Genomic DNA, 21,365 nt, shown 5'->3' with positions numbered 1-21,365 from the left:
TATTTTAATTGTATTTTAAATTAGTTTTAATATGAAATTTATTTTAAATTGGATAAATTTATATAATTTAATGGTATAATATAAGGATGAATATATTAAAATTATAGAAAGGGAATTAATATGAAAAGAATATCAATACTAGGGTCTACAGGGTCTATAGGAAAGCAAACTTTAGATGTTGTAAGAAGAAATAAAGATAAATTTGAAGTTGTAGCAATTTCTGCTAATAGTAGTGTAGATTTATTATTAGAACAAATAAAAGAGTTTAAACCTAAATATGTTGCGGTATATAATGAAGAAAGCGCAATTAAACTAAAAAAAATGATACCAACTGATATAAATGTAGAGGTTCTAAGTGGGATGTCAGGTTTGAAGGAAATATCTTCACTACCTGAAATTGATGTTTTATTAACAGCTATAGTAGGAATGATAGGATTAGTGCCTACATTAGAAGCTATAAAATCAGGTAAGGATATTGCTTTAGCAAACAAAGAAACGTTAGTTTGTGCTGGAGATCTAGTTATGAGTGAAGCTAGAAAGCATAATGTAAGTATACTTCCTGTAGATAGTGAACACAGTGCTATTTTCCAATGCCTAAATGGGGAGAAAAATAAAGAAATAGAAAAAATTATACTAACAGCATCAGGGGGACCATTTAGAGGTAAATCTAAATCTGATTTAGAAAATGTGACTAAAAGCCAAGCATTAAAGCACCCTAATTGGTCAATGGGAAGAAAAATAAGTATAGATTCATCAACATTGATGAATAAAGGCTTAGAAGTTATAGAAGCTAAATGGTTATTTGGAGTTGAACAAAATCAAATAGATGTTGTTGTACATCCTCAAAGTATAATACATTCTATGGTTCAATTTATTGATAGCTCAGTAATGGCTCAATTAGGATGTCCAGATATGAGATTACCTATACAATATGCGTTATCTTATCCTAATAGAATTGTAAATGATTTTGAAAGATTGGACTTAGCTAAGATTGCAACTTTAACATTTGAACAGCCTGACTTAGAAACATTCCCTTGTTTAAAACTAGCATACGATAGTTTAAAAATGGGTGGTACATATTCAGCAGTATTAAATAGTGCTAATGAAGTACTAGTAAATGAATTTTTAAATGACAAAATAGGATTCTATGATATACCTTATTACATAGAAAAAACAATGGATGCTCATACTAGTATAGATAAACCGACGCTAGAACAAATACTAGATATAGATAGATGGGCAAGAGAATATGTGGCAAGTGCCATAAGATAGGAAGGTGTAAATTTGACTATTATAGCAGCGATAATACTATTTGGAGTATTAATATTCATACATGAGTTAGGACATTTTTTATTTGCTAAGAAGGCAGGTGTTACAATACACGAGTTTTCAATAGGAATGGGGCCTAAGTTATTTAGTGTTGAAAGAGGTGGAACTAAATATTCCGTAAGATTACTACCACTAGGTGGATATGTTAGTATGGAAGGTGAAGATGAAGAATCAAAAGATCCCAATTCTTTTGGCAAAAAGACTATTCTTCAAAGAGCAAGCATATTGATTGCAGGACCATTTTTTAATATTATATTAGCGATACTACTTTTAGTACCAGTGTATATGTCACTAGGTATTCCAAGTAATGAAAATGTATTAGGTAAAGTTATAGAAAATACTCCTGCTTATGAGGTAGGCCTTAAAGCAAATGATAAAGTTATAGAAATAAATGGGCAAAAAATTACTACATGGGAAGATATAGTAGAAAATATCCATAAATCAGATGGAGATGAAATAAATTTAAAAGTATCTAGAGATAATGATACTAAGGATATTAAAATTAAGCCGCAGAAAAATGAACAAGGAAAGTATGTAATTGGTATAGCACCAATATATGAAAAAAATATTCTTACATCTGTTAAGTATGCTTTTGTATCAACAGTAGATATGTCTAAGCAAATGTTCATGTTTGTAGGTCAATTAATAACAGGTACAGTTCCTGGAGGCGCAGGAAATGCAGTTGCAGGGCCAATTGGAGTTATAGGTATAGTATCCAATGCAGCAAGAGTGGGAATAGTAAATCTATTACATATAGCAGCTGTTATAAGTTTAAATTTAGGTATACTTAATTTACTTCCAATACCAGCATTAGATGGTGGAAGGCTATTATTCTTAGGTATAGAAGCTATAAGAGGTGGAAAAAAATTAGATCCTAACAAAGAAGCTACAATAAATCTAATTGGATTCGCACTATTAATGGCATTAATGATATTTGTAACATTTAAAGATATAACTAGATTATTTTAATTAATAAACAAATTTTATTTATGGTTAAGTGATAGTTGAATTGAAATTAACAATCAATAAATTTATTGTTGAAATATAATTAGACATTTAGAAAAAGGTGATGAAATGTATAAAAGAAGACCTTGTAGAGAAGTAAAAGTAGGAAGTTTAAAAATAGGTGGATATAATCCAATAAGCATACAATCAATGACTAATACAGATACAAGAGATGCAAAAGCTACAATAGCACAAATAAAAAGATTAGAAGAAGTTGGTTGTGATGTTGTAAGAGTAGCTGTGCCAGATATGGAAGCTGCTAAGAATATAGGAAAAATTAAATCAAATATTAATATACCTGTAATAGCAGATATACACTTTGATCATAGATTAGCAATAGAAGCTATAAACCAAGGTATAGATGGAGTTAGAATAAATCCAGGAAACATTGGTAGTATAGAAAAAGTAAAAGAAGTAGTAAATTTATGTAAAGAAAAAAATCTAAAGATTAGAATAGGTGTAAATGGTGGATCTCTAGAAAAAGAATTGCTAGAAAAATATGGTCATGCAACAGCAGAAGCTTTAGTTGAAAGTGCATTAGGTCATGTTAAAATATTAGAAGATCTAGATTTTTATAATATAGTAATATCATTAAAATCTTCAGATATATATAAGACACTAGAGGCATATGAACTAATATCACAAAAAGTAGATTATCCTTTACATATAGGAATAACTGAATCAGGAAGTGTTAAAAAAGGAACTATAAAGTCATCTATAGGTGTAGGAGCCTTATTATTAAAAGGAATAGGCGATACAGTTAGAATATCACTTACAGGAGATCCATGTGAAGAAGTTGTTGTAGGAAAAGAAATATTAAGAAGTCTAGGCCTATTAAATGATAAAATAAAAGTTGTATCGTGCCCAACATGTGGAAGATGTAATATAGATTTAATAAGTGTAGTAAATGAAGTTGAGGAAAAAATAAACCACTTAGAAAAAGATATTACAGTAGCTATAATGGGCTGTGCAGTAAACGGACCAGGAGAAGCTAGAGAAGCTGATATAGGTATTGCTGGTGGAAAGGGAGAAGGATTACTGTTTAAAAAAGGTGAAATAGTTAGAAAAATAAATGGTAATGATTTAGTAAAAGAACTATTAGATGAAATTGAAAAATATTAAAATATATAGTTAAAACATAAAATATTCTAAATAATAAATTATTAAAATTTATTATTTAGAATATTTTTTTACGCTTAATTTAATTATAATATATCAAAAAATGTGGATAATCTATAAAGCATAGTAATATCAAAATCTTTGTAAAAGTAAAAAAATTATATTTTTGAGTAACGGACGAAGTCGTTGGGGATATGAGTGAAGCGAATTTTTTCTTATAAATTTAGTTAAATTTTATAAGAAATTAAACAGATCTATTAATAAAATAGTATTATAAATTTTGAATTAAAGGGTAAATTGGTATATAATATAATTTATGTTATAATTTAGAATATATATTAAAATATGGAGGAGAGTTTATGAAGAATAATAAAATAAAAAAAATTATATTATCGGCATTAATGATGGCAGCTATATCAATACCTACATCATATGCAAGTAGTAACGTAGATAGCCAAAATGTAAATACAAAAAGTATTCAGTTTAAAACGATAGATGAAAGTACAAGGTCAAAAACAGGCTGGATAAAAAATAGTGATGGCAGCTGGAGCTATATAAATTATGGATCATACTTAAAGAGCAAGTGGCTTAAAGATTCTGGGAAATGGTACTACTTAGATGAAAGTGGATATATGTTAAGAGATGATGTATTCCTTGTTGATAATAAGCCTTATATATTTGACAAAAGTGGTGCAATGATAGAAAAGTATGGATGGATAAAAATAGATTATGTGCTTGATGGTGAAAATCTAGTAAATTGGTTTTATGGAAATGGAGATGGAACTGTAAAAGAGTTTCAATGGATACTTGAAAATAATAAATGGTACTATGTAGAAGATTTTGGAGTTATGGTATCAAAGAGAAGTGCAGTAGTTAAAGATAAAACATATTTATTTGATTATAGCGGAGTTATGGTTGAAAAAAAAGGATGGATTAGCGTAGACGGTACTTGGTATTATGGAAATGGAGATGGAACTGTAAAAAATAATCAATGGCTTCAATTAAATAATATATGGTACTATCTAGATGAAGAAGGAAAAATGATATCAGATAATTCATATACAATAAATAATAAGGTATATAAATTTGATAAAAGTGGAGCATGCTTAAATCCATATATTTAATTCATTTCTCTATACAATATATTGGAGGAAACTGAATGGAATTAAGTGCAATTATAGAACATTTTATAATGGAGTATGGGCTTATAAGTATATTTATAATAGTTATGCTTGAGTATGCAAATGCACCTTTACCTAGTGAAATTGTATTACCATTTGCAGGTGTGTTAGCTTTAAAATTTAGTATGAATTTAGCTAGTGTTATTTTTGTATCTATATTAGGTGGTATTTTAGGATCTGTAATTAATTATTACCTAGGTTATAAGCTTGGAAATCCATTAATAGACTTTTTAAAAAGAAAATATCCAAAGACTAAAAAATCTATTAAGTCATCTTACAAATGGATAACTAAATATGATAAAGTTTCAGTTATGATATCAAGGTTAGTTCCCTTAGCTAGAACTTTTATATCTATTGTAGCTGGGGTAACAAGAATGAATATAATAGCATTTATGTTATACTCAACTATAGGTATAGGAATCTGGAATACAATATTAATAAGTATGGGGTATATAGTAGGAAATAACATGGTATTAATAGGAGATATACTAAGTAAATATTCTATTTTTATAGGCGTATTAATAGTATTGATATTGGGATATTTAATTAAAGTGAAAATAAAAGAGTATAAAAATAAATATTAAGTAATAAAAAAGTCAAGTTATGGTTTTAACTTGGCTTTTTTGATATTTATTAATAAAAAATGAAATAATATAGAATATAAAAAACATAGACAAGTAATAATATGAAAAATACAATTTGTATTAGGAGAAAATATATAACGAGGGGGATAAATTATATGGGAAAGAAAAAGAGAGTTTTAACTACATCTTTAGTAGCAACAGCCATAGTCTCTTCTGTAATACCAGCACAAGCACTATCACAAACTAGTGATAATCAAAATGCTGATACATTTTCAAATTCAGATAGAAAGTCTAGAGATAAGTATGAACCAATAAGCAACAAATTAACTAGAAATAATATAAATGATTCAAATAATAAAAATTTATTACCAGATACACTTCAAGTTAGTGATAAGTTAATTTCCATGACTCAAAAAGAAAATATAAAAATAAATGCGGAGTTTAATTATGAGGTTAAAGAAGAAAATTTAAAATGGACTTTTGGAGGAAAGGATATAAGTTCATGGAAAACTTGGAGTCCTGATAAGAAAGATTATAGTGGACAAGAGTTTCTAAAAATAGAAAATTTAAAAATAAATACAACTAAAGATGAAAGTGGAAAACTAAAGAGTGTTGTTACTGCAGATTTAAATACAGAGCTATTATATGATACAGTAGATCTAAGTCCTAGATCTATACGTGTAAAATACCCTGATATGATAGGCAATTATGATTTAAAAATAGAAGACAAATCAACAAATACAAGTTTTAAAAATACAATGAAGTTAAACGTATATGATAGCTACAGAAAGTATGATGAATTAAAACCAGAGCTAGATCAAATATTTAAAAATGCTAAATCAAATATATATTTAAATTATGAGTCTATAGGAAAATCAGTAGAAGGAAGAGATATGCATTTTGTAGTTATGGCTAAAGATAAATCTTCTGTAGATAAATATCTTAATGAAACAGTTCCAATGATGCTTGAAAATCCAGAACAATTACAACAAAAAATAAAAAATAAAGCTCTTGGAGATTATAAAATACCTATATTTATAAATAATATACATGCAGATGAAGCTCCAGGTGTTGATGCACAATTAGACCTATTAAAGAAATTAACAACACAGGATATTATAAAATATAAAACCTTAGATAAAAACAATAAAGAAACTGAGGTTGAGTTAAATGTAAAAGATTTATTGGATAATGTCATATTCGTTATGAGCATAACTGAAAATCCAGATGGTAGATATTATAATACTAGGGCTAATGCAAATGGATTTGATTTAAATAGAGATAATGGCTATCAAACACAAGTAGAAACGTTAAGTATAGTTGAACAAATAGCTAAATGGAATCCAATTTCTTTCCTTGATTTACATGGATTTGTTAAAGGATTTTTAATAGAGCCATGTACACCACCACATGATCCTAATTATGAATATGATTTAATTGCTAAAAATGCAACGGCTCAAGCTCATGCTATGGGTAATGCTGGAATTGCTAATACTAAGTATGATAGTTATGAAATACCTTTTGAAGATTATGATGTAAATGGTGGATGGGATGATGCTACAGCTGCATATACAGGAACATATGCACTTCATCATGGTGCAATGTCTCATACAATAGAGGTACCAGAACTTAACCAAGATTCTGTAGACGCGTTTGTAAATGCAATATTAGGTGCGTCATCATTTGTATTAGATGGAAAAGATGAATTATTTATTAGCCAATTAGAATATTATAAACGTGGAGTTAATGGAGAGGATAATAGAGCAGCAGATAAATATTTTGTAAATTCTAAAGGAGAATCTATAGGTAGACCAAGAGGAAATTATGAAAATTTTTTCCCTGAATATTATGTGTTACCTGTAGATAGCAAACTTCAAAAAAATATACCAGAGGTTCAAGAAACAGTAAAATATTTATTAAGAAATGGAGTCAAAGTAGATACATTAGATAGTGATACTAAGGTTGGAAATACAATATATCCAAAAGGAAGCTACGTAGTTGATATGCACCAAGCAAAAAGAGGATATGCAAATTTAGTATTGTATGATGGAATAAATGCATCAGATTTTAAAGAAATGTATGCAGAAATAGTTATGAATTTCCCTGATGTTAGAGGATTTGATAACTATGAAGTTAGAAATAAAAATGTATTTAAAGGAAAACTTAAATCAGTTAAATCAGTAGAAAAAATAGAAACTAAAGTAAATGGAGATAGTGAAAAATATATAATAAAAAATAGTAATAATGATGCTATAAAAGCTATAAATGAGTTATTAAGTAAAAATAAAGATGTATATGTATTAGCTAAAGATAGTAAAGATAATGAAGAAGGAGACTACGTAGTAAATAAAAAAGATTTAAGTGAGATATCTAAAAAATATACATTAGATATTGAACCATTTAAAGATGATATACCAACTTTAAAGCTGAGAGAACCTAAAGTTTATGCTACTGGATCATATAGTAAATTTGTTTTAAATGAGCTAGGGTTTAAACTAGTTAATAAATCAGAAGATAGCAATATAATAATTGATGATATAGGGTCCACTAATCCAAAAGATCTGAAAAATGGAGTAGATTATTTAGGAATAGGAGAAGACTCAATTGTAAATGTAGGAGAAAAAGTTATACCAGGATTAAAACTAGGTAAAACAGATTCGTATCATGAGGGATTATTAAAAGGAGAATATTTAGATGATAGAGCAACAGGTGGATATGACAATGAAAAATATATATACACAGCTAATGGTTCATGGATAAATAATGTGCCAAAAGGAGTTAAAGAAATTGCTAAAGTTTCAAATGAAAATGACTTCTATGTATCAGGATGGTGGCCCAATAATGAACAAGTCAAAGGGAAAACTATGGGAGTAACTACTGATTTAGAGGATACTACATTAACTTTATATGCTAATACAATAACAAATAAAGCACATACTAAAGGTACATATAGACTTATTGCAAATGCTGTATATGACTCAGTAGATAGTGAATTAGGATATACTTCTATAGAAGGTAATGATAGATATGAAACTGCAATTAAATTAAGTCAAAGTAAATTTGATAAGGCAGATACTGTAGTTATAGTTAATGGAAATTCTTTAGCAGATGGATTAACAGCAACGCCGTTAGCTACTTATAAAAAATCACCGATACTTTTAACTAATGGGCATAATCTATCTAAAGAGACTAAAGATGAAATAAAAAGACTGGGTGCTAAAAACGTTATAATTGCAGGTGGAAATATATCAGTTAAAGATAACATAGAAACTGAACTTAAATCTATAGGAATATCAAAAATTGAAAGATTAGGTGGATCAAATAGATATGATACATCTCTAAAAATAGCAAAATATATAGATGAAAAGTGTTTTGATATTAAAGATGTAGTTATTACAGGGGGTAGTGGAGAAGCGGATGCATTATCTATCTCATCAATATCAGCAAGTAAAAAAATGCCTATAATTTTATCACAAAAACAAGATATAAATGATTCAACGTATAATTGGCTTAAGTCAGAACAATTAGAAGATGCATATATTATAGGTGGTAAAAATAGTGTTGATGATAAAGTGTTAGAAAAAGTAGATAAAATAACAGCTAAGGATATAAAAAATAATAGAATTGCAGGTAAAGATAGATATGAAACAAATGCTAAAGTACTAGAAAAGTTTTATAGTAAAGACTTAGAGACAGCATACGTAGCAAAAGGCAAAGAATTAATAGATGCTTTATCAACAGGGCCAATAGCATCTATGGATAATGCTCCGGTAATTATAGTAGGAAATGATTTAAATCAAGAACAAGTAAATGTTTTAAATTCTAAGAACGCCAAATCAATAGTAAAAGTTGGAGGAGGCATCCAAAATAAAGTAATAAACAAGGTAATATCACTATTAAGTAAGTAAAGAATCACAATTTTTTATTTAAAGACCCTGTATATAGGGTCTTTATTTTTAGTAAATGTATTATGATATAAATCTAATTGAAAAAAATATTAAAAAGTATGATATAATTTAAATTATTTATTTTTAGGGATGGTGATTAGAATGAAGAAAAAAATATATCCGATATTAATTGTATTATGGATGTGTTTTATATTTTATATGTCAGCACAACCAGCAACAGTATCATCAGCCCAATCTGGTGGATTTATATCTTTTTTAAGTCCGATACCATTTGTAGGAGATATAGTTTCATATCTTATGGATATTAAAATTGGTGAATTTATTATTAGAAAATCTGCCCATATGTTTTTATTTTTTGTTTTAGCAATATTAATTTATTTATACAAATATAATAAGGTAAATATATTAAAAACTTGCGCTATAGCATTTTTATTAACTTTTTTATATGCATGTACAGATGAATTTCATCAGCTATTTGTCCTAGGTAGAAGTGGAGAAATAAGAGATGTTATGGTAGATTCTACAGGCGCTTTTATAGGTGTTCTAGTAGCAGGATGTATAAGTAAGTTGATTATATTTAGCAACAAAAAAAAGAAAGATGATACTGAATTAAAAAAAGAATCAGTTGATAATCATAATGAATTAATAAAAAATAATGATATTTCAGATTCTAAAATATAAATAAAAAGTGAACTGTATAAAAACAGTTCACTTTTTATTTATATTAAAATGTAAAAAAATAAAATACAGTAATTTTAATACATCAACATGCATAATTATAATAAAAATACCTGTATAAGGGGGCAAGAGATGACTTTTGAAGAATTATTAATAGATTTGTATCCTATAAATAATAAAAATAATAAATTGAAAAAATTTATACAGAATCACTTACATGGGGAAAATTTGATTAATTATATACAAGAATTAGCTGTTTACATGGTAGCAGCTACAAAAGTTTCTGGAACTACAGTTTTAGAAAAAATATTATATGAACAAAATATAGATTCATTAAATAGTGAATTTAAAAAAGAAAAAGAAGAAATTGTGAGAGATGATATATACTTTGAGTTGAATGAAGACGAAGAGCTAAGTGGATATTTTTTTATAAAGGCAAATGATGAAGTAATAGCTATAGTAGAAGAAGATTTAGAATTATTTAGACATTTACAAAATTTTATTTTAGATTAGGTATTATTTTTTTTATTTAACTCAAAATAATGATAATGAATTAATATGTTTGAAAAATATTGACATTAAAATGAAAAATATTGACAGAAAGAGGTAAAAATATGTCTGAATATAGACTTATATTAAAAAAAATGATACTATATATAAGCATAATTAATGTGGGTGGGCGAGGGACATATTTTACGAGGGAAGAGGAATGAACGAAAGATTACCAAATAATTTAGAACAAAATCAAGCAAACGTATTCAAAACAGATCTAAAAACAGAAATATTAGCAGGAGTAACTACGTTTATAGCAAGTGTATATATTATAATGACAAATGCACTTATATTGTCTGATGCTGGAATTAATCCAGATGCTGCTATGATAGCAACAATACTTACATGTAGTATATCTACTGTGTTAATAGGTCTATTTTCAAACACACCATTCATAGTTGTGCCTGGTATGGGTATTAATTCATTATTTACGTACACAATAGTAAATTCAATGGGGTTACCGTGGCAAGAAGCCTTAGGAGCTGTATTTATAAGTGGAATAATATTCACTATTATTGCAAGTACTAAAATAACTCCAATACTTATGAAATCAATTCCAAGTAATTTAAAACATGCAATAACTGTTGGGGTAGGATTCTTTATTTTATTTATAGGTTTACAAAAAAGTGGCCTTGTAGTTTCAAATGAAAATACTATGGTAGCACTTGGAGATATTACACAGAAAGAAACATTATTAAGTATAATTACACTTTTAATTATTTTAGTTTTAAATGCTAGAAATGTAGGTGGAAACTTACTTATTAGTATAATAGCAGGAACAATACTGGCTTTATTTATGGGCGTTACAAGCTTAAGCAACTTAGATTTTGCATCATTTAACATAGGTGCATTTACAGATGTATTTTTAGCCATGTCGTTTAAAAATATTTTAACAATACCATTTATAGTTGCAGTATTTTCTATAACTATAGTTATTGTATTTGAGAATATGGGAATTTTATATGGTCAAATGGAGGCAATAGGAAGAAGTGATGAATTCCAAAAACCATTTACAATTGCAGGAATATCGAATATGATAGCAGGTATGTTTGGAACTAGTCCAACTATTGTTGCTGCCGAAAACTTCTCAGGTATAAGTGCAGGTGCAAAAGGCAAGATAGCTGCATTTACATCAGGTATGTTATTTTTAGCATCATTATTTTTAATACCTATACTTAAATTAATACCTGATGGGGTAATAAGTAGTGTATTAATTTTTATAGGATTTTTAATGATACAAACTTTCTTTGATTTAAAAAAGGGAGATTTAATAGATAATATAGCTATAATCTTTATAGTTACATTAATACCTCTTACTTACAATATAGTAAATGGTATAGCTTTAGGATTTATAGTATATACTGTCTTAAAATTAGCTTCTGGGAGAGGTAAAGAAGTATCTGTTCCAATGTATATACTTACAGCTTTATTTATATTAAGTTTTATCATGAATATATCAATGGGAATAGTTCATTAAAATAGCATAGGTAATTAATTCTTATTAAGAATTAATTACCTATTTTTAATTGTAAAAAAAATTAACTTGTGATACGATGAATCTTGTATAATAAAAATAAAAAAAGTCTTTTTGTGGTACAATTTAAATGAAAATGTAGCTAGACGTAAAAATAGCTTATTTAGTTTGGATACAAAACTGTAATTTTTATCTAGTAGACATTTTTTAAAAAAATAATATAATAATTAATAGATTGAAAAACGACAAAATAGGACAGAGGAGGGGGAGCTTAATGGCTAATCAAAAAATAAACTTTGGTAAAAAGAAAAAGAAATTAAATCCAAAAAAAATAGGAATAACAGTAGTTGCAGCGCTGTTAGTTATATTTTTAGGAGTAAAGGGAGTAGGAGCAACTACATCTTATATTGCTGAAAAGAAAGAAGAAAAAATATTACAAGAAAAAAGAGCTGAGGCTGAAAGAATTGCAGCTGAAAAAAAACGTAAAGAAGAAGAAGAAGCTAAAAAGAGAATGGTTGGAGTTAACCATGATGCGAAACAATACTCATATGATGCATTAAAAGTTTCAGAAAAGTTAAAAACTTATGATTATACAAATAACGGAGAAAAAATAGTATTTTTAACATTTGATGATGGATCTTCAACAACAGTAACACCACAAATATTAGATACACTAAAGCAAAACAATGTTAAAGCAACATTCTTTGTAACTGGTCAAAATATCGAAAGAGGTGGAAAACCTGCAGAAGCACTTGTTAAAAGAGCTTTTGATGAAGGAAATGCAATAGCAAATCACTCATATAGCCATGATTATAAATATTTATATCCAGGCAGAACTCTTAATCTAGACAATTTCTTAGCAGATTTTAATAAAACAGATGAAATATTAAAAAGAGTAATAAGCCCATATTTCTCTACAAGAGTTTTAAGATGTCCAGGAGGACATATGTCGTGGAAAGGTATGGATACATTAGATGCTTACTTAAATGAAAATAATATGGCATCTATAGACTGGAATGCTCTAAATGCGGATGCAGAAGGAAGAAAGAAAAATGCAAGTCAATTAGCAGAACATGCTAAAAAAACAGCTGAAGGTAAAGAAATGGTAGTAATACTAATGCATGATACTTACGGGAAAGAAGAAACTGCAAAAGCACTACCAGAAATAATAAAATATTTCAAAGACAATGGATATGAATTTAAAACATTAGCATAGTTTAAATAAAAAATGGTGTAAAAGATAACTCTTTTACACCATTTTTTATATTTAATTTAAGCATTATATTATTTGCATTATTAAAAAAGATTCAATAATAAATATTAGAGGTATGCCTACTGTAAATTTTTTCTTTTTAGTTTTATGTCTAAATTTATACATTCCAATAAAAGAACCAATACTCCCACCTAAAATACTTAATAATAAAAGTGTATTTTCACTTATTCTAAATTGATGATTTATTGCTCTTTTTTTATCTATGTACATAAATAAAAATCCTATAAGGTTTATAATTAAAATATAAATGAAAAAATATTTGAAATTTAAGTTATACATAAAAGTGCTCCTTTCAATCTTAAGTGTAACTTTTATATAAATATATCATAAATTTAAAACTAATGATAAAAAAATAAATTATTGTTATAATAAAAATTAGTACACTAACTTAAATGAGAGAAGGGAGTAGTAGTAAGTGAATAATAAAATTAAAGATGTAAAGACATTAGTTAAGACTAAATTTGTAGGATTATACGATGTTGAATATAAAAATAAGCAAAATGAAGATAGACATTGGATGGTTGCATCAAGAAAGAGTGAAGATGAATTAAAAGAAGTTTATTTAGAAGGAAAAGAAGATAAGATTGATGCTGTAGTAATAGCAGCTTTTCATGAATCAGAAAATAAATTAGTTTTGATAAAGCAATTTAGAGTGCCTATAAATAACTATATATATGAACTTCCAGCTGGACTTGTGGATAATGATGAATCTATGGAAAGTACAGTAGCTAGAGAGCTTAAGGAAGAAACAGGATTAGAACTTGTGAGAATAAATGATGTAAAAAGCAGACAAAAAGTTTACTTATCACCTGGAATGACAGATGAATCAGTAGCATTTGTATACTGTACATGTGAAGGCGAGCTAAGCAATGAGTTTTTAGAAGATGATGAAGATATAGAATCAATGCTTATCTCTAAGGAACAAGCAAAAGAAATTTTAAAAAGTGATGAAATTATAGATATAAAATCATATTTGATTCTTCAAATGTTTGCCAGTATGGGCGAAGAATTATTTAATTAATAAAAGATACCTGAAATATATTTCAGGTATCTTTTATTATAAATAAACCAAATAGAAAAAATATCTGATATTAAAAAACTATATATCTAAATGTATTTAACCTATAAATATGACCATAAAACTAAAAAATATTATATAAATAAAATTATATAGTTGCATTATCAAAATGATAATAATATAATAAACTTATCATTATCAATTTGATAATAAATATTGGAGGTAGCTATATGATAAATGAGAGTATATTAAATATGATAGGTAATACACCTATGGTTAAATTAAATAAATTAGAAAGTTCAAATATATATATAAAGTTAGAAAAATATAATCCTGGAGGTAGTATAAAAGATAGAGCTGTATACTTTATGATAGATGGATTAGAAAAAAGAGGAGCTCTAAAAAAAGGTGATGTATTGGTTGAAGCAACAAGTGGTAATACAGGGATAGCGCTAGCAATGATAGGTAAATTAAAAGGTTATGAAGTAATAATAGTTATGCCAGAGACTATGAGTATGGAAAGAAGAGAAATAATGAAGGCTTATGGAGCAAAGCTTATACTTACAGATGGAAAACTAGGTATGAGTGGATCTATTAAAAAAGCACAAGAACTTTTAAATGAAAATAAAAATTATAAAAGCTTAAATCAATTTGAAAATGAAGACAATCCAGATGGCCATTACAAAACTACAGGAGTTGAGATATTAAATCAAGTAAAAGATCTTGAAGTATTTGTATGTGGAGTTGGTACAGGAGGAACATTAACAGGAGTTGCAAGATATTTAAAAGAAAAAAATCCAAGTGTGATTATAGTAGCGTTAGAGCCTGAAAACTCGCCAGTTATATCAAAAGGTAGTAGTGGACCTCACAAGATTCAAGGTATTGGAGCTGGATTTATACCTAAAAATTACGATGCATCATTGGTTGACATGGTTATAACTATAAAAGATGAAGAAGCTTTTGAGGGTGTAAAAATGCTTTCTGAGAAAGAAGGAATATTAGTTGGATTGTCTGCAGGTGCAAATATTATAGGTGCATTAAAAGTAGCAAAAATATATTCTGATAAAAAAATAGTTACTATAGCTCCTGATGGAATTGAGAAATATATATCTATGGGAATATTTAAATAGAGGTGATGAAAGTGTTTAAAAAAATAAACAAAGACATAGAGTATATTATGGAAAATGATCCTGCAGCGAGAAGTAAGATAGAAGTTTTTTTACTTTATCCATCTATACATGCTAGGATAATTCATATTTTCACTCATTTTCTATATAATCATAAGTTATTTTTTACAGCTAGGTTATTATCACAAATAGCTAGATTTCTAACAGGTATAGAAATTCACCCTGGGGCTACTTTAGGAGATAGTATTTTGATTGACCATGGTATGGGAGTTGTAATAGGCGAAACTGCAGAGGTTGGGAATCGAGTAACTATCTATCATGGAACTACATTAGGAGGAACAGGTAAAGATACTGGAAAAAGGCATCCAACGGTTGGAGACGATGTAATAATTGGTGCAGGAGCAAAAGTATTAGGTCCGATAAATATAGGCTCTAACTCTAAAATAGGAGCAAATGCAGTAGTTATAAAGGATGTACCTAATGGAGCTACAGTAGTTGGGGTAGCTGCTAATATAGTTAAGATAAGGGGGCAAAAAAATGAAAATAATATTCTTAAGGAAATTAAATAATTAATTGAATAAAAGTGCATATTATAGTATCATTTTTTATTATAATAGATAAATGAGGTATAATATGCATTTTACATATATAATTAGATGTAAAGATAACTCTTTATATACGGGATATACAACTGATATAAAGAGAAGAATGAGAGAACATGAAAGAGGGATAAACTCAAAATATACTAGGGTTAAAGGGTATAAAAATTTAGAGATATTTTTTATAAGTGACAGCAGGAGCAAGGCTATGAAATTAGAAAGCTATATAAAAAGGTGCTCTAGAATCAAAAAACTTTGGATTATAGAAAATGGGGATATGTTTATAGAAGAACTTGAAAATGGATTAAATTATAAACTAGGAAAAATACAAGAATTAAAGAATCAAACTTAATAAATAATATTTATTAAGTAATATTGTTAATATAAAAAATTAAGATAATAGACAGAAAATTAAAAAATAATAATTAATTGACAATTATAGTAAAAATATTATAATTAAATTGTAAATAAATACTAAATATAGCTAGGGGAGCCTTTAGGCTGAGAAGTATAAACTGACCCTTATACCTGATCTGGGTAATGCCAGCGTAGGAAAGCTTGTACATAAGTCTAAATATTATAATATTTAAATAAGTGTATTAAAGCTATACCTAAATTGGGTATAGCTTTTTATTTTATAAAATAATACTATAAATTTTACTAATGGTAAGGGGGATAAAGATGAGAAATTATAAAATACCTACATTAACAATAGCGGGTTCAGATTCAAGTGGTGGCGCAGGTATTCAGGCAGATTTAAAAACATTTAGCGCAATAGGAACATATGGAATGAGTGTAATAACTGCAATAACAGCACAGAATACACAAGGTGTATTTGATGTAGAAGAGTTAAGTCAAAATATAATAAAAAAACAAATAGAGGTAGTATTTGAAGATATAAAACCTAAGTCAACAAAAATTGGTATGGTATCAAGTCCTGAAATTATACTTGAGATATCTAATACTTTAAAAAAATATGATGTAGAAAACTTAGTAGTAGATCCTGTTATGATTTCAAAGAGTGGATATAGTTTATTAAAACCAGAAGCTAAGGCTAAGCTGATAAAATATTTAATACCAATGGCATATATAGTAACGCCGAATGTTCCAGAAGCTGAAGAAATAACAGGAATTAAAATAAATACTGTAGAAGATATGAAGATAGCAGGAATTAAAATATTAAGCATGGGTCCTAAGTATGTATTAATGAAAGGCGGGCATTTAGAAGGAGATGCAATAGATTTATTAATAGGCGAAGAAACATTTGAAATATTTAAAAGCAAAAGACTAAATAGAAAAAATACTCATGGAACTGGATGTACAATATCATCAGCTATAGCATCACACTTAGCATTAGGATATAATATTAAGGATTCTGTGAAGTTAAGCAAAGAATATATAACAAGCGCAATTGAAAATAGTTTTGATATAGGGCATGGAGTTGGACCTGTACACCACTTTTATAAATTAGATGAAAAAAATACTAAAGGGGAGGAAAAACAGTTAATATTAGCTGAATAGATGATCATGACAAATACTGTAAGAAAAAAATTGAAATTATATTTAGTAACAGATAATGATATTTTAGGGGAAAGAGATTTTTATAAATGCATAGAAGATGCAATAAAAGGCGGAGTTACTATGGTTCAGCTTAGAGAAAAAGATGCGTCAGGTAAAGAGTTTTTAGAAAAAGCATTTAAACTTAGAGAAATAACAAGAAAATATAATATACCTTTTATCATAAACGATAGAGTTGATATTGCTATTATTTGTGATGCTGATGGAGTGCATGTTGGACAAAGTGATATAGATGCTAAATTTGTAAGAAGTCTTATAGGAGAAAATAAAATATTAGGGGTTTCTGCTAGGAACTTAAATGAAGCAAAAAAAGCGAAGGAAGATGGAGCGGATTATATTGGTGTTGGAGCTATGTACTCTACATCAACAAAATTAGATGCAAAATCAGTTTCTTATGAAACCGTAGAAGAAATAAAAAAAATATTAGATATACCGATTGTTTTAATAGGTGGAATAAACTTAAAAAATCTAGAAAATCTAAAAAAACTCAATTGTGATGGATATGCTGTTGTATCATCTATTTTGAAAGAGAAGGATATTTATTCTACAAGTGAAAATTGGATAGAAGCAATAAAATAAAAGTAGAGACTCTTTAGAGTCTCTACTTTTATTTTATTTTTTATAAGGCATTTTTTTTGGTGGCATATATTTTTCTTTTGTCTTAGGTTCAGGTTCAATAGGGCAATTACAAATACCTTGAGGACCCATAGGGCCTATGTCGCCTTTATCCCCTTTAGGGCCAGCAGGACCTTGAGGACCCATAGGACCTACATCGCCTTTTTCACCTTTAGAGCTTGCTGCTCCAGCAGGACCTTGAGGACCCATAGGGCCAACATCGCCTTTATTACCTTTAGGACCAGCAGGGCCTTGAGGACCCATAGGACCTATGTCGCCTTTATCCCCTTTAGAGCCAGAAGGACCTTGAGGACCCATAGGGCCTATGTCGCCTTTATCCCCTTTAGGGCCAGCAGGACCTTGAGGACTCATAGGACCTACATCCCCTTTATCCCCTTTAGGGCCAGCAGGACCTTGAGGACCCATAGGACCCACGTCGCCTTTATTACCTTTAGGACCAGCAGGGCCTTGAGGACCCATAGGACCTACATCTCCTTTATCCCCTTTAGGACCGGCAGGGCCAGGTATACCAGCAGTATTACAATTTCCTACATTACATAAAGGATTTATATAAGTTTCTTTACCTAAATCTACATACTGGATAGTATTTAATTTAATATAAATAGGACCTTTTCCAGAAGAAGTTTTCCCCATAACAGCACAATGATTAACTTTACAAATGCGTAGTCTTAAAACGCAGTCGCTGTTTTCTAATTTTAACCCCACAACTTTCCCAATACAACTACACAAAATATTATAGATTTGGCAATCAGCTAAATCTACTGGATATACAAATACAGGGCAAGCTCCTGTATTTATGTTCTTACAACTCTTTTTTTGAGATTTACTATGATTTACATCGCAATAACAAGATTTAGAAGAACATTTAGACGGTTTACAATAAGAAGATTTTGTGCAATCTTTGTTGCAATTGTTGTCTTTACCTATACAGTCTTTATACATATACAACACTCCATGTTAAATATTTTAATTTTGTAGTATTACTACGTAATATACATATATGATTTTAACGTTAAAAATGGGACATTAAATATCAAATAAATTCTAATACTCAAGCTAAAGGTAATTAATACAGGTAAAATAGCTTTAATTTAAATTGTATATGTGAATTTTTTATAAATAGATGTAGATAATAAAAATAATCTAATATAATTAAGACTTATATAAAAACATTCAAAGGAGAGTTTGACATTAAATGAATAAAATAAAGATACTGATTTCAATGATTTTATTTATTGCAATAGGTTTTAAAATAGATATTTTAGCGAAAGAAAATTATAAACTTGAAAGTAAAAATATACTTGTCATAAACTCATACGATAGTAAAAATTTGTGGGAACTTTCAGTGTTAAAAGGTATTCAAGAAGAATTAAAAAAAAATGATAGATATGATATAAATTTAAATATTGAATATTTAGATAGCAAGAAAAGAAATGATAAAGAATATATAGATAAATTTAGAGATTTATTAAAAAGTAAATATAGTAATATAAATGTTGATTTAATTGTTAGTGTAGATGATGAATCATACGATGCTATAAGTCCAGAAATTTTTAATGAATATAGTATCTTTAATAAAAAGCCATTAGTTTTTATTGGTGTCAATCAAGAGGTTTATTTAACTGAAGATGAAAAAAAGTATATAACAGGATTTATTGATTCGAAAAATAAATTGCAAATAATAGATCTTATAACTAGATTGCAATCTGATATACAGAATATAAATATTTTATTAGATAATACATTTTATAATGAAAAAATAAAATCTGATATAATAAATAGTTCATATTTATTAGAAAAGTATGTAAAAATAAATTTTATACAGAGCGATTATGAAGATGAAATATTGTCAAAAGTAAAAGAGTTGAATGAAAAAGAAGCAATTATAATATCTGGTGTATTTAAAGATAATGAAAATAATTATATAAGACCAAAAATATTTGTAAATAATCTTAAAGAAGTGTCAAATGTTCCTTTATATTCAGACAGAGCAGATTATGCAAAGTCAGGAATTATAGGTGGCTACATGGATATTGGTCAAAGAAATGGTATTGCTAGTGCTAAAATGATATTAAAAATATTAGATGGAGAAGATGTGAAAAATATTCCTCTTACTAATAAACCAGGTGGAAGCTATTTATTTGACTATAATGAAATCTATAATTATGATATAGATATAAAAAATATACCAAAAGGTAGTATTGTTTTAAATCGTAAAAAACATGAATTATTAATTCCTAAAAAAGACAAAAATGCAATAGTGATAATTTTTTCTATAGTAGGTTTTGTATTTGTTACTACTATGTGTATAATATATCTTGAAAAGAAAAGAAGCAGTAAAAATAAAAAATTATATGTGTTAGCAAAGGAAAGAGAAAAATTAAAAACAGATTTTATAGTAAACATGAGTCATGAATTTAGAACTCCTTTAAATGTAATAATAAGTATTTGTAAATTATTAGAAATCAAATTACAAAAAGATGAATTTAATAAAGAATATCTACTTGAAAAAATAAGTAAAATTAATCAAAATTCAAGTAGACTAACGAGATTAATTAATAATTTAATATATATATCAAAACTTGAAGCAGGTTTTTATGAATGCAAATTTAAAGAGGTAAACATTGTTTATGTTGTGGAAGAAATTGTTGAAGAAAGTATAGATTTTGCAAATCAAAAGGAAATAGAATTAATATTTGATACAGAAGAAGAGGAAATTATAACTTGTATAGATTTAGAGAAAATAGAAAGAGCTATTTTAAATCTGCTATCAAATGCTATAAAATTTACTAATAAAAATGGAAAAATAGAAGTATATATGAAAAGAAATAATGAAAATGTGAATATAGCTATTAAGGATAATGGTATAGGTATGGAAAAAGATAAAATAGAACAAATTTTCCATAGATTTTATCAAATTGACTCATCTTTATCTAGAAGCAATGAGGGAAGTGGAATTGGTCTATGTATAGTGGATGAAATAATAAAAGCACATGATGGTCATATAAATGTGTATAGCCAAGAACATAGAGGAAGCACATTTGAAATTGTATTGCCAATAAAACATTGTGATAAAGAAGTGCAAGATAAGAGTATAAAAAATATGGCATTTAAAGAGATTGTAAAATTAGAGATGTCTGATATAGAGAAGTGAAAATACCTTAAATATGTTTAAGGTATTTTTTTATTAATTATATAATATGCCATATGAAGAAAAATTTAAAATAGTTGAATGTTAAAACTAATGACAATCTAGTATATATATGATATATTACTTGTACAAATACCCTAGAATATACATGAA

Annotated in this window: 19 protein-coding genes and 1 riboswitch; of the genes, 17 read left to right on the top strand and 2 right to left on the bottom strand. The window is 27.6% G+C overall.

What is annotated here, in order from left to right; translation table 11 throughout:
• Positions 1 to 120: 120 nt before the first annotated feature.
• The 10 genes from BLP75_RS04505 (at position 121) to BLP75_RS04460 (ending at position 13,046) form a co-directional block, all read left to right on the top strand.
• Positions 121 to 1,272 carry a 1-deoxy-D-xylulose-5-phosphate reductoisomerase gene (locus BLP75_RS04505; protein ID WP_092724240.1) on the top strand — a complete coding sequence of 384 codons (1,152 nt, stop codon included), beginning with the start codon at positions 121 to 123 and terminating at the stop codon, positions 1,270 to 1,272.
• 12 nt (positions 1,273 to 1,284) lie between these two features.
• Positions 1,285 to 2,298, top strand: a complete 1,014-nt coding sequence (rseP, locus tag BLP75_RS04500) for an RIP metalloprotease RseP (protein ID WP_092724238.1) — start codon at positions 1,285 to 1,287, stop codon at positions 2,296 to 2,298.
• Positions 2,299 to 2,403: 105 nt separating this feature from the next.
• Complete coding sequence (gene ispG, locus BLP75_RS04495) at positions 2,404 to 3,456, top strand: flavodoxin-dependent (E)-4-hydroxy-3-methylbut-2-enyl-diphosphate synthase (RefSeq protein ID WP_092724236.1); 1,053 nt, start codon at positions 2,404 to 2,406, stop codon at positions 3,454 to 3,456.
• Between the two features lie 356 nt (positions 3,457 to 3,812).
• A complete protein-coding gene (locus tag BLP75_RS04490; RefSeq protein WP_092724234.1) occupies positions 3,813 to 4,577 on the top strand; it encodes a hypothetical protein in 765 nt (254 codons plus the stop codon).
• Between the two features lie 35 nt (positions 4,578 to 4,612).
• On the top strand, positions 4,613 to 5,218 hold the full coding sequence (locus BLP75_RS04485) for a DedA family protein (protein ID WP_092724232.1): 606 nt from the start codon (positions 4,613 to 4,615) through the stop codon (positions 5,216 to 5,218).
• Between the two features lie 155 nt (positions 5,219 to 5,373).
• Positions 5,374 to 9,126 carry a cell wall-binding repeat-containing protein gene (locus tag BLP75_RS04480; protein WP_170139157.1) on the top strand — a complete coding sequence of 1,251 codons (3,753 nt, stop codon included), beginning with the start codon at positions 5,374 to 5,376 and terminating at the stop codon, positions 9,124 to 9,126.
• A gap of 141 nt (positions 9,127 to 9,267) precedes the next feature.
• A complete protein-coding gene (locus BLP75_RS04475; protein WP_170139156.1) occupies positions 9,268 to 9,807 on the top strand; it encodes a VanZ family protein in 540 nt (179 codons plus the stop codon).
• A 129-nt stretch (positions 9,808 to 9,936) separates the two neighbouring features.
• On the top strand, positions 9,937 to 10,317 hold the full coding sequence (locus BLP75_RS04470; RefSeq protein WP_092724226.1) for a hypothetical protein: 381 nt from the start codon (positions 9,937 to 9,939) through the stop codon (positions 10,315 to 10,317).
• A 196-nt stretch (positions 10,318 to 10,513) separates the two neighbouring features.
• Entirely contained in the window at positions 10,514 to 11,833 is a 1,320-nt protein-coding gene (locus BLP75_RS04465; protein ID WP_092724224.1) for an NCS2 family permease, read from the top strand.
• A gap of 271 nt (positions 11,834 to 12,104) precedes the next feature.
• Complete coding sequence (locus tag BLP75_RS04460; RefSeq protein WP_092724222.1) at positions 12,105 to 13,046, top strand: polysaccharide deacetylase family protein; 942 nt, start codon at positions 12,105 to 12,107, stop codon at positions 13,044 to 13,046.
• A gap of 63 nt (positions 13,047 to 13,109) precedes the next feature.
• Here the strand turns inward: BLP75_RS04460 and BLP75_RS04455 are convergent, their stop codons facing one another.
• A complete protein-coding gene (locus BLP75_RS04455) occupies positions 13,110 to 13,382 on the bottom strand; it encodes a DUF1294 domain-containing protein (protein WP_092724220.1) in 273 nt (90 codons plus the stop codon).
• A 136-nt stretch (positions 13,383 to 13,518) separates the two neighbouring features.
• Here BLP75_RS04455 and BLP75_RS04450 point away from each other — a divergent pair, with 136 nt between their 5' ends.
• The 6 genes from BLP75_RS04450 to thiE all read left to right on the top strand — a co-directional run bounded on the left by BLP75_RS04450 (position 13,519) and on the right by thiE (position 18,004).
• On the top strand, positions 13,519 to 14,124 hold the full coding sequence (locus BLP75_RS04450) for an NUDIX hydrolase (protein WP_092724218.1): 606 nt from the start codon (positions 13,519 to 13,521) through the stop codon (positions 14,122 to 14,124).
• Positions 14,125 to 14,351: 227 nt separating this feature from the next.
• Positions 14,352 to 15,251: a cysteine synthase A gene (gene cysK, locus BLP75_RS04445; RefSeq protein WP_092724216.1), complete on the top strand. Its 900-nt coding sequence runs from the start codon at positions 14,352 to 14,354 to the stop codon at positions 15,249 to 15,251.
• 5 nt (positions 15,252 to 15,256) lie between these two features.
• Positions 15,257 to 15,817, top strand: a complete 561-nt coding sequence (gene epsC / locus BLP75_RS04440) for a serine O-acetyltransferase EpsC (protein ID WP_334292577.1) — start codon at positions 15,257 to 15,259, stop codon at positions 15,815 to 15,817.
• Between the two features lie 64 nt (positions 15,818 to 15,881).
• The gene (locus BLP75_RS04435) at positions 15,882 to 16,199 is read left to right on the top strand and encodes a GIY-YIG nuclease family protein (protein ID WP_092724212.1); all 318 of its coding nucleotides are present in this window, start codon (positions 15,882 to 15,884) and stop codon (positions 16,197 to 16,199) included.
• 124 nt (positions 16,200 to 16,323) lie between these two features.
• Positions 16,324 to 16,419: riboswitch (TPP riboswitch) on the top strand.
• A 109-nt stretch (positions 16,420 to 16,528) separates the two neighbouring features.
• Positions 16,529 to 17,368 carry a bifunctional hydroxymethylpyrimidine kinase/phosphomethylpyrimidine kinase gene (gene thiD, locus BLP75_RS04430; RefSeq protein WP_092724210.1) on the top strand — a complete coding sequence of 280 codons (840 nt, stop codon included), beginning with the start codon at positions 16,529 to 16,531 and terminating at the stop codon, positions 17,366 to 17,368.
• Positions 17,369 to 17,374: 6 nt separating this feature from the next.
• Positions 17,375 to 18,004 (top strand): thiamine phosphate synthase, encoded by a 630-nt coding sequence (thiE, locus tag BLP75_RS04425; protein WP_330385777.1) that lies wholly within the window; start codon positions 17,375 to 17,377, stop codon positions 18,002 to 18,004.
• Between the two features lie 33 nt (positions 18,005 to 18,037).
• Here thiE and BLP75_RS18485 read toward each other — a convergent pair whose 3' ends face one another.
• Positions 18,038 to 19,003 (bottom strand): collagen-like domain-containing protein, encoded by a 966-nt coding sequence (locus BLP75_RS18485; RefSeq protein ID WP_092724206.1) that lies wholly within the window; start codon positions 19,001 to 19,003, stop codon positions 18,038 to 18,040.
• Positions 19,004 to 19,256: 253 nt separating this feature from the next.
• On the opposite strand from BLP75_RS18485, the gene BLP75_RS04415 reads away from it, so the two are divergent.
• Positions 19,257 to 21,215, top strand: a complete 1,959-nt coding sequence (locus tag BLP75_RS04415; RefSeq protein WP_092724204.1) for a sensor histidine kinase — start codon at positions 19,257 to 19,259, stop codon at positions 21,213 to 21,215.
• The last annotated feature ends 150 nt before the right edge of the window (positions 21,216 to 21,365 follow it).

This window comes from Romboutsia lituseburensis DSM 797 (genome assembly GCF_900103615.1).
Taxonomy (GTDB): domain Bacteria; phylum Bacillota; class Clostridia; order Peptostreptococcales; family Peptostreptococcaceae; genus Romboutsia_F; species Romboutsia_F lituseburensis.
Note: the sequence above shows the minus strand (reverse complement) of the source record. Positions and strands in the feature narration are given on the sequence as shown.

Excerpts from the sequence above, each read along its gene's own strand:
- BLP75_RS04505 (WP_092724240.1), top strand. The coding sequence starts at position 121 with ATGAAAAGAATATCAATACTAGGGTCTACAGGGTCTATAGGAAAGCAA.
- ispG (WP_092724236.1), top strand. The coding sequence starts at position 2,404 with ATGTATAAAAGAAGACCTTGTAGAGAAGTAAAAGTAGGAAGTTTAAAA.
- BLP75_RS04490 (WP_092724234.1), top strand. The coding sequence starts at position 3,813 with ATGAAGAATAATAAAATAAAAAAAATTATATTATCGGCATTAATGATG.
- BLP75_RS04485 (WP_092724232.1), top strand. The coding sequence starts at position 4,613 with ATGGAATTAAGTGCAATTATAGAACATTTTATAATGGAGTATGGGCTT.
- BLP75_RS04480 (WP_170139157.1), top strand. The coding sequence starts at position 5,374 with ATGGGAAAGAAAAAGAGAGTTTTAACTACATCTTTAGTAGCAACAGCC.
- BLP75_RS04475 (WP_170139156.1), top strand. The coding sequence starts at position 9,268 with ATGAAGAAAAAAATATATCCGATATTAATTGTATTATGGATGTGTTTT.
- BLP75_RS04470 (WP_092724226.1), top strand. The coding sequence starts at position 9,937 with ATGACTTTTGAAGAATTATTAATAGATTTGTATCCTATAAATAATAAA.
- BLP75_RS04465 (WP_092724224.1), top strand. The coding sequence starts at position 10,514 with ATGAACGAAAGATTACCAAATAATTTAGAACAAAATCAAGCAAACGTA.
- BLP75_RS04460 (WP_092724222.1), top strand. The coding sequence starts at position 12,105 with ATGGCTAATCAAAAAATAAACTTTGGTAAAAAGAAAAAGAAATTAAAT.
- BLP75_RS04455 (WP_092724220.1), bottom strand. The coding sequence starts at position 13,382 with ATGTATAACTTAAATTTCAAATATTTTTTCATTTATATTTTAATTATA.
- cysK (WP_092724216.1), top strand. The coding sequence starts at position 14,352 with ATGATAAATGAGAGTATATTAAATATGATAGGTAATACACCTATGGTT.
- epsC (WP_334292577.1), top strand. The coding sequence starts at position 15,257 with ATGAAAGTGTTTAAAAAAATAAACAAAGACATAGAGTATATTATGGAA.
- BLP75_RS04435 (WP_092724212.1), top strand. The coding sequence starts at position 15,882 with ATGCATTTTACATATATAATTAGATGTAAAGATAACTCTTTATATACG.
- thiD (WP_092724210.1), top strand. The coding sequence starts at position 16,529 with ATGAGAAATTATAAAATACCTACATTAACAATAGCGGGTTCAGATTCA.
- thiE (WP_330385777.1), top strand. The coding sequence starts at position 17,375 with ATGACAAATACTGTAAGAAAAAAATTGAAATTATATTTAGTAACAGAT.
- BLP75_RS18485 (WP_092724206.1), bottom strand. The coding sequence starts at position 19,003 with ATGTATAAAGACTGTATAGGTAAAGACAACAATTGCAACAAAGATTGC.
- BLP75_RS04415 (WP_092724204.1), top strand. The coding sequence starts at position 19,257 with ATGAATAAAATAAAGATACTGATTTCAATGATTTTATTTATTGCAATA.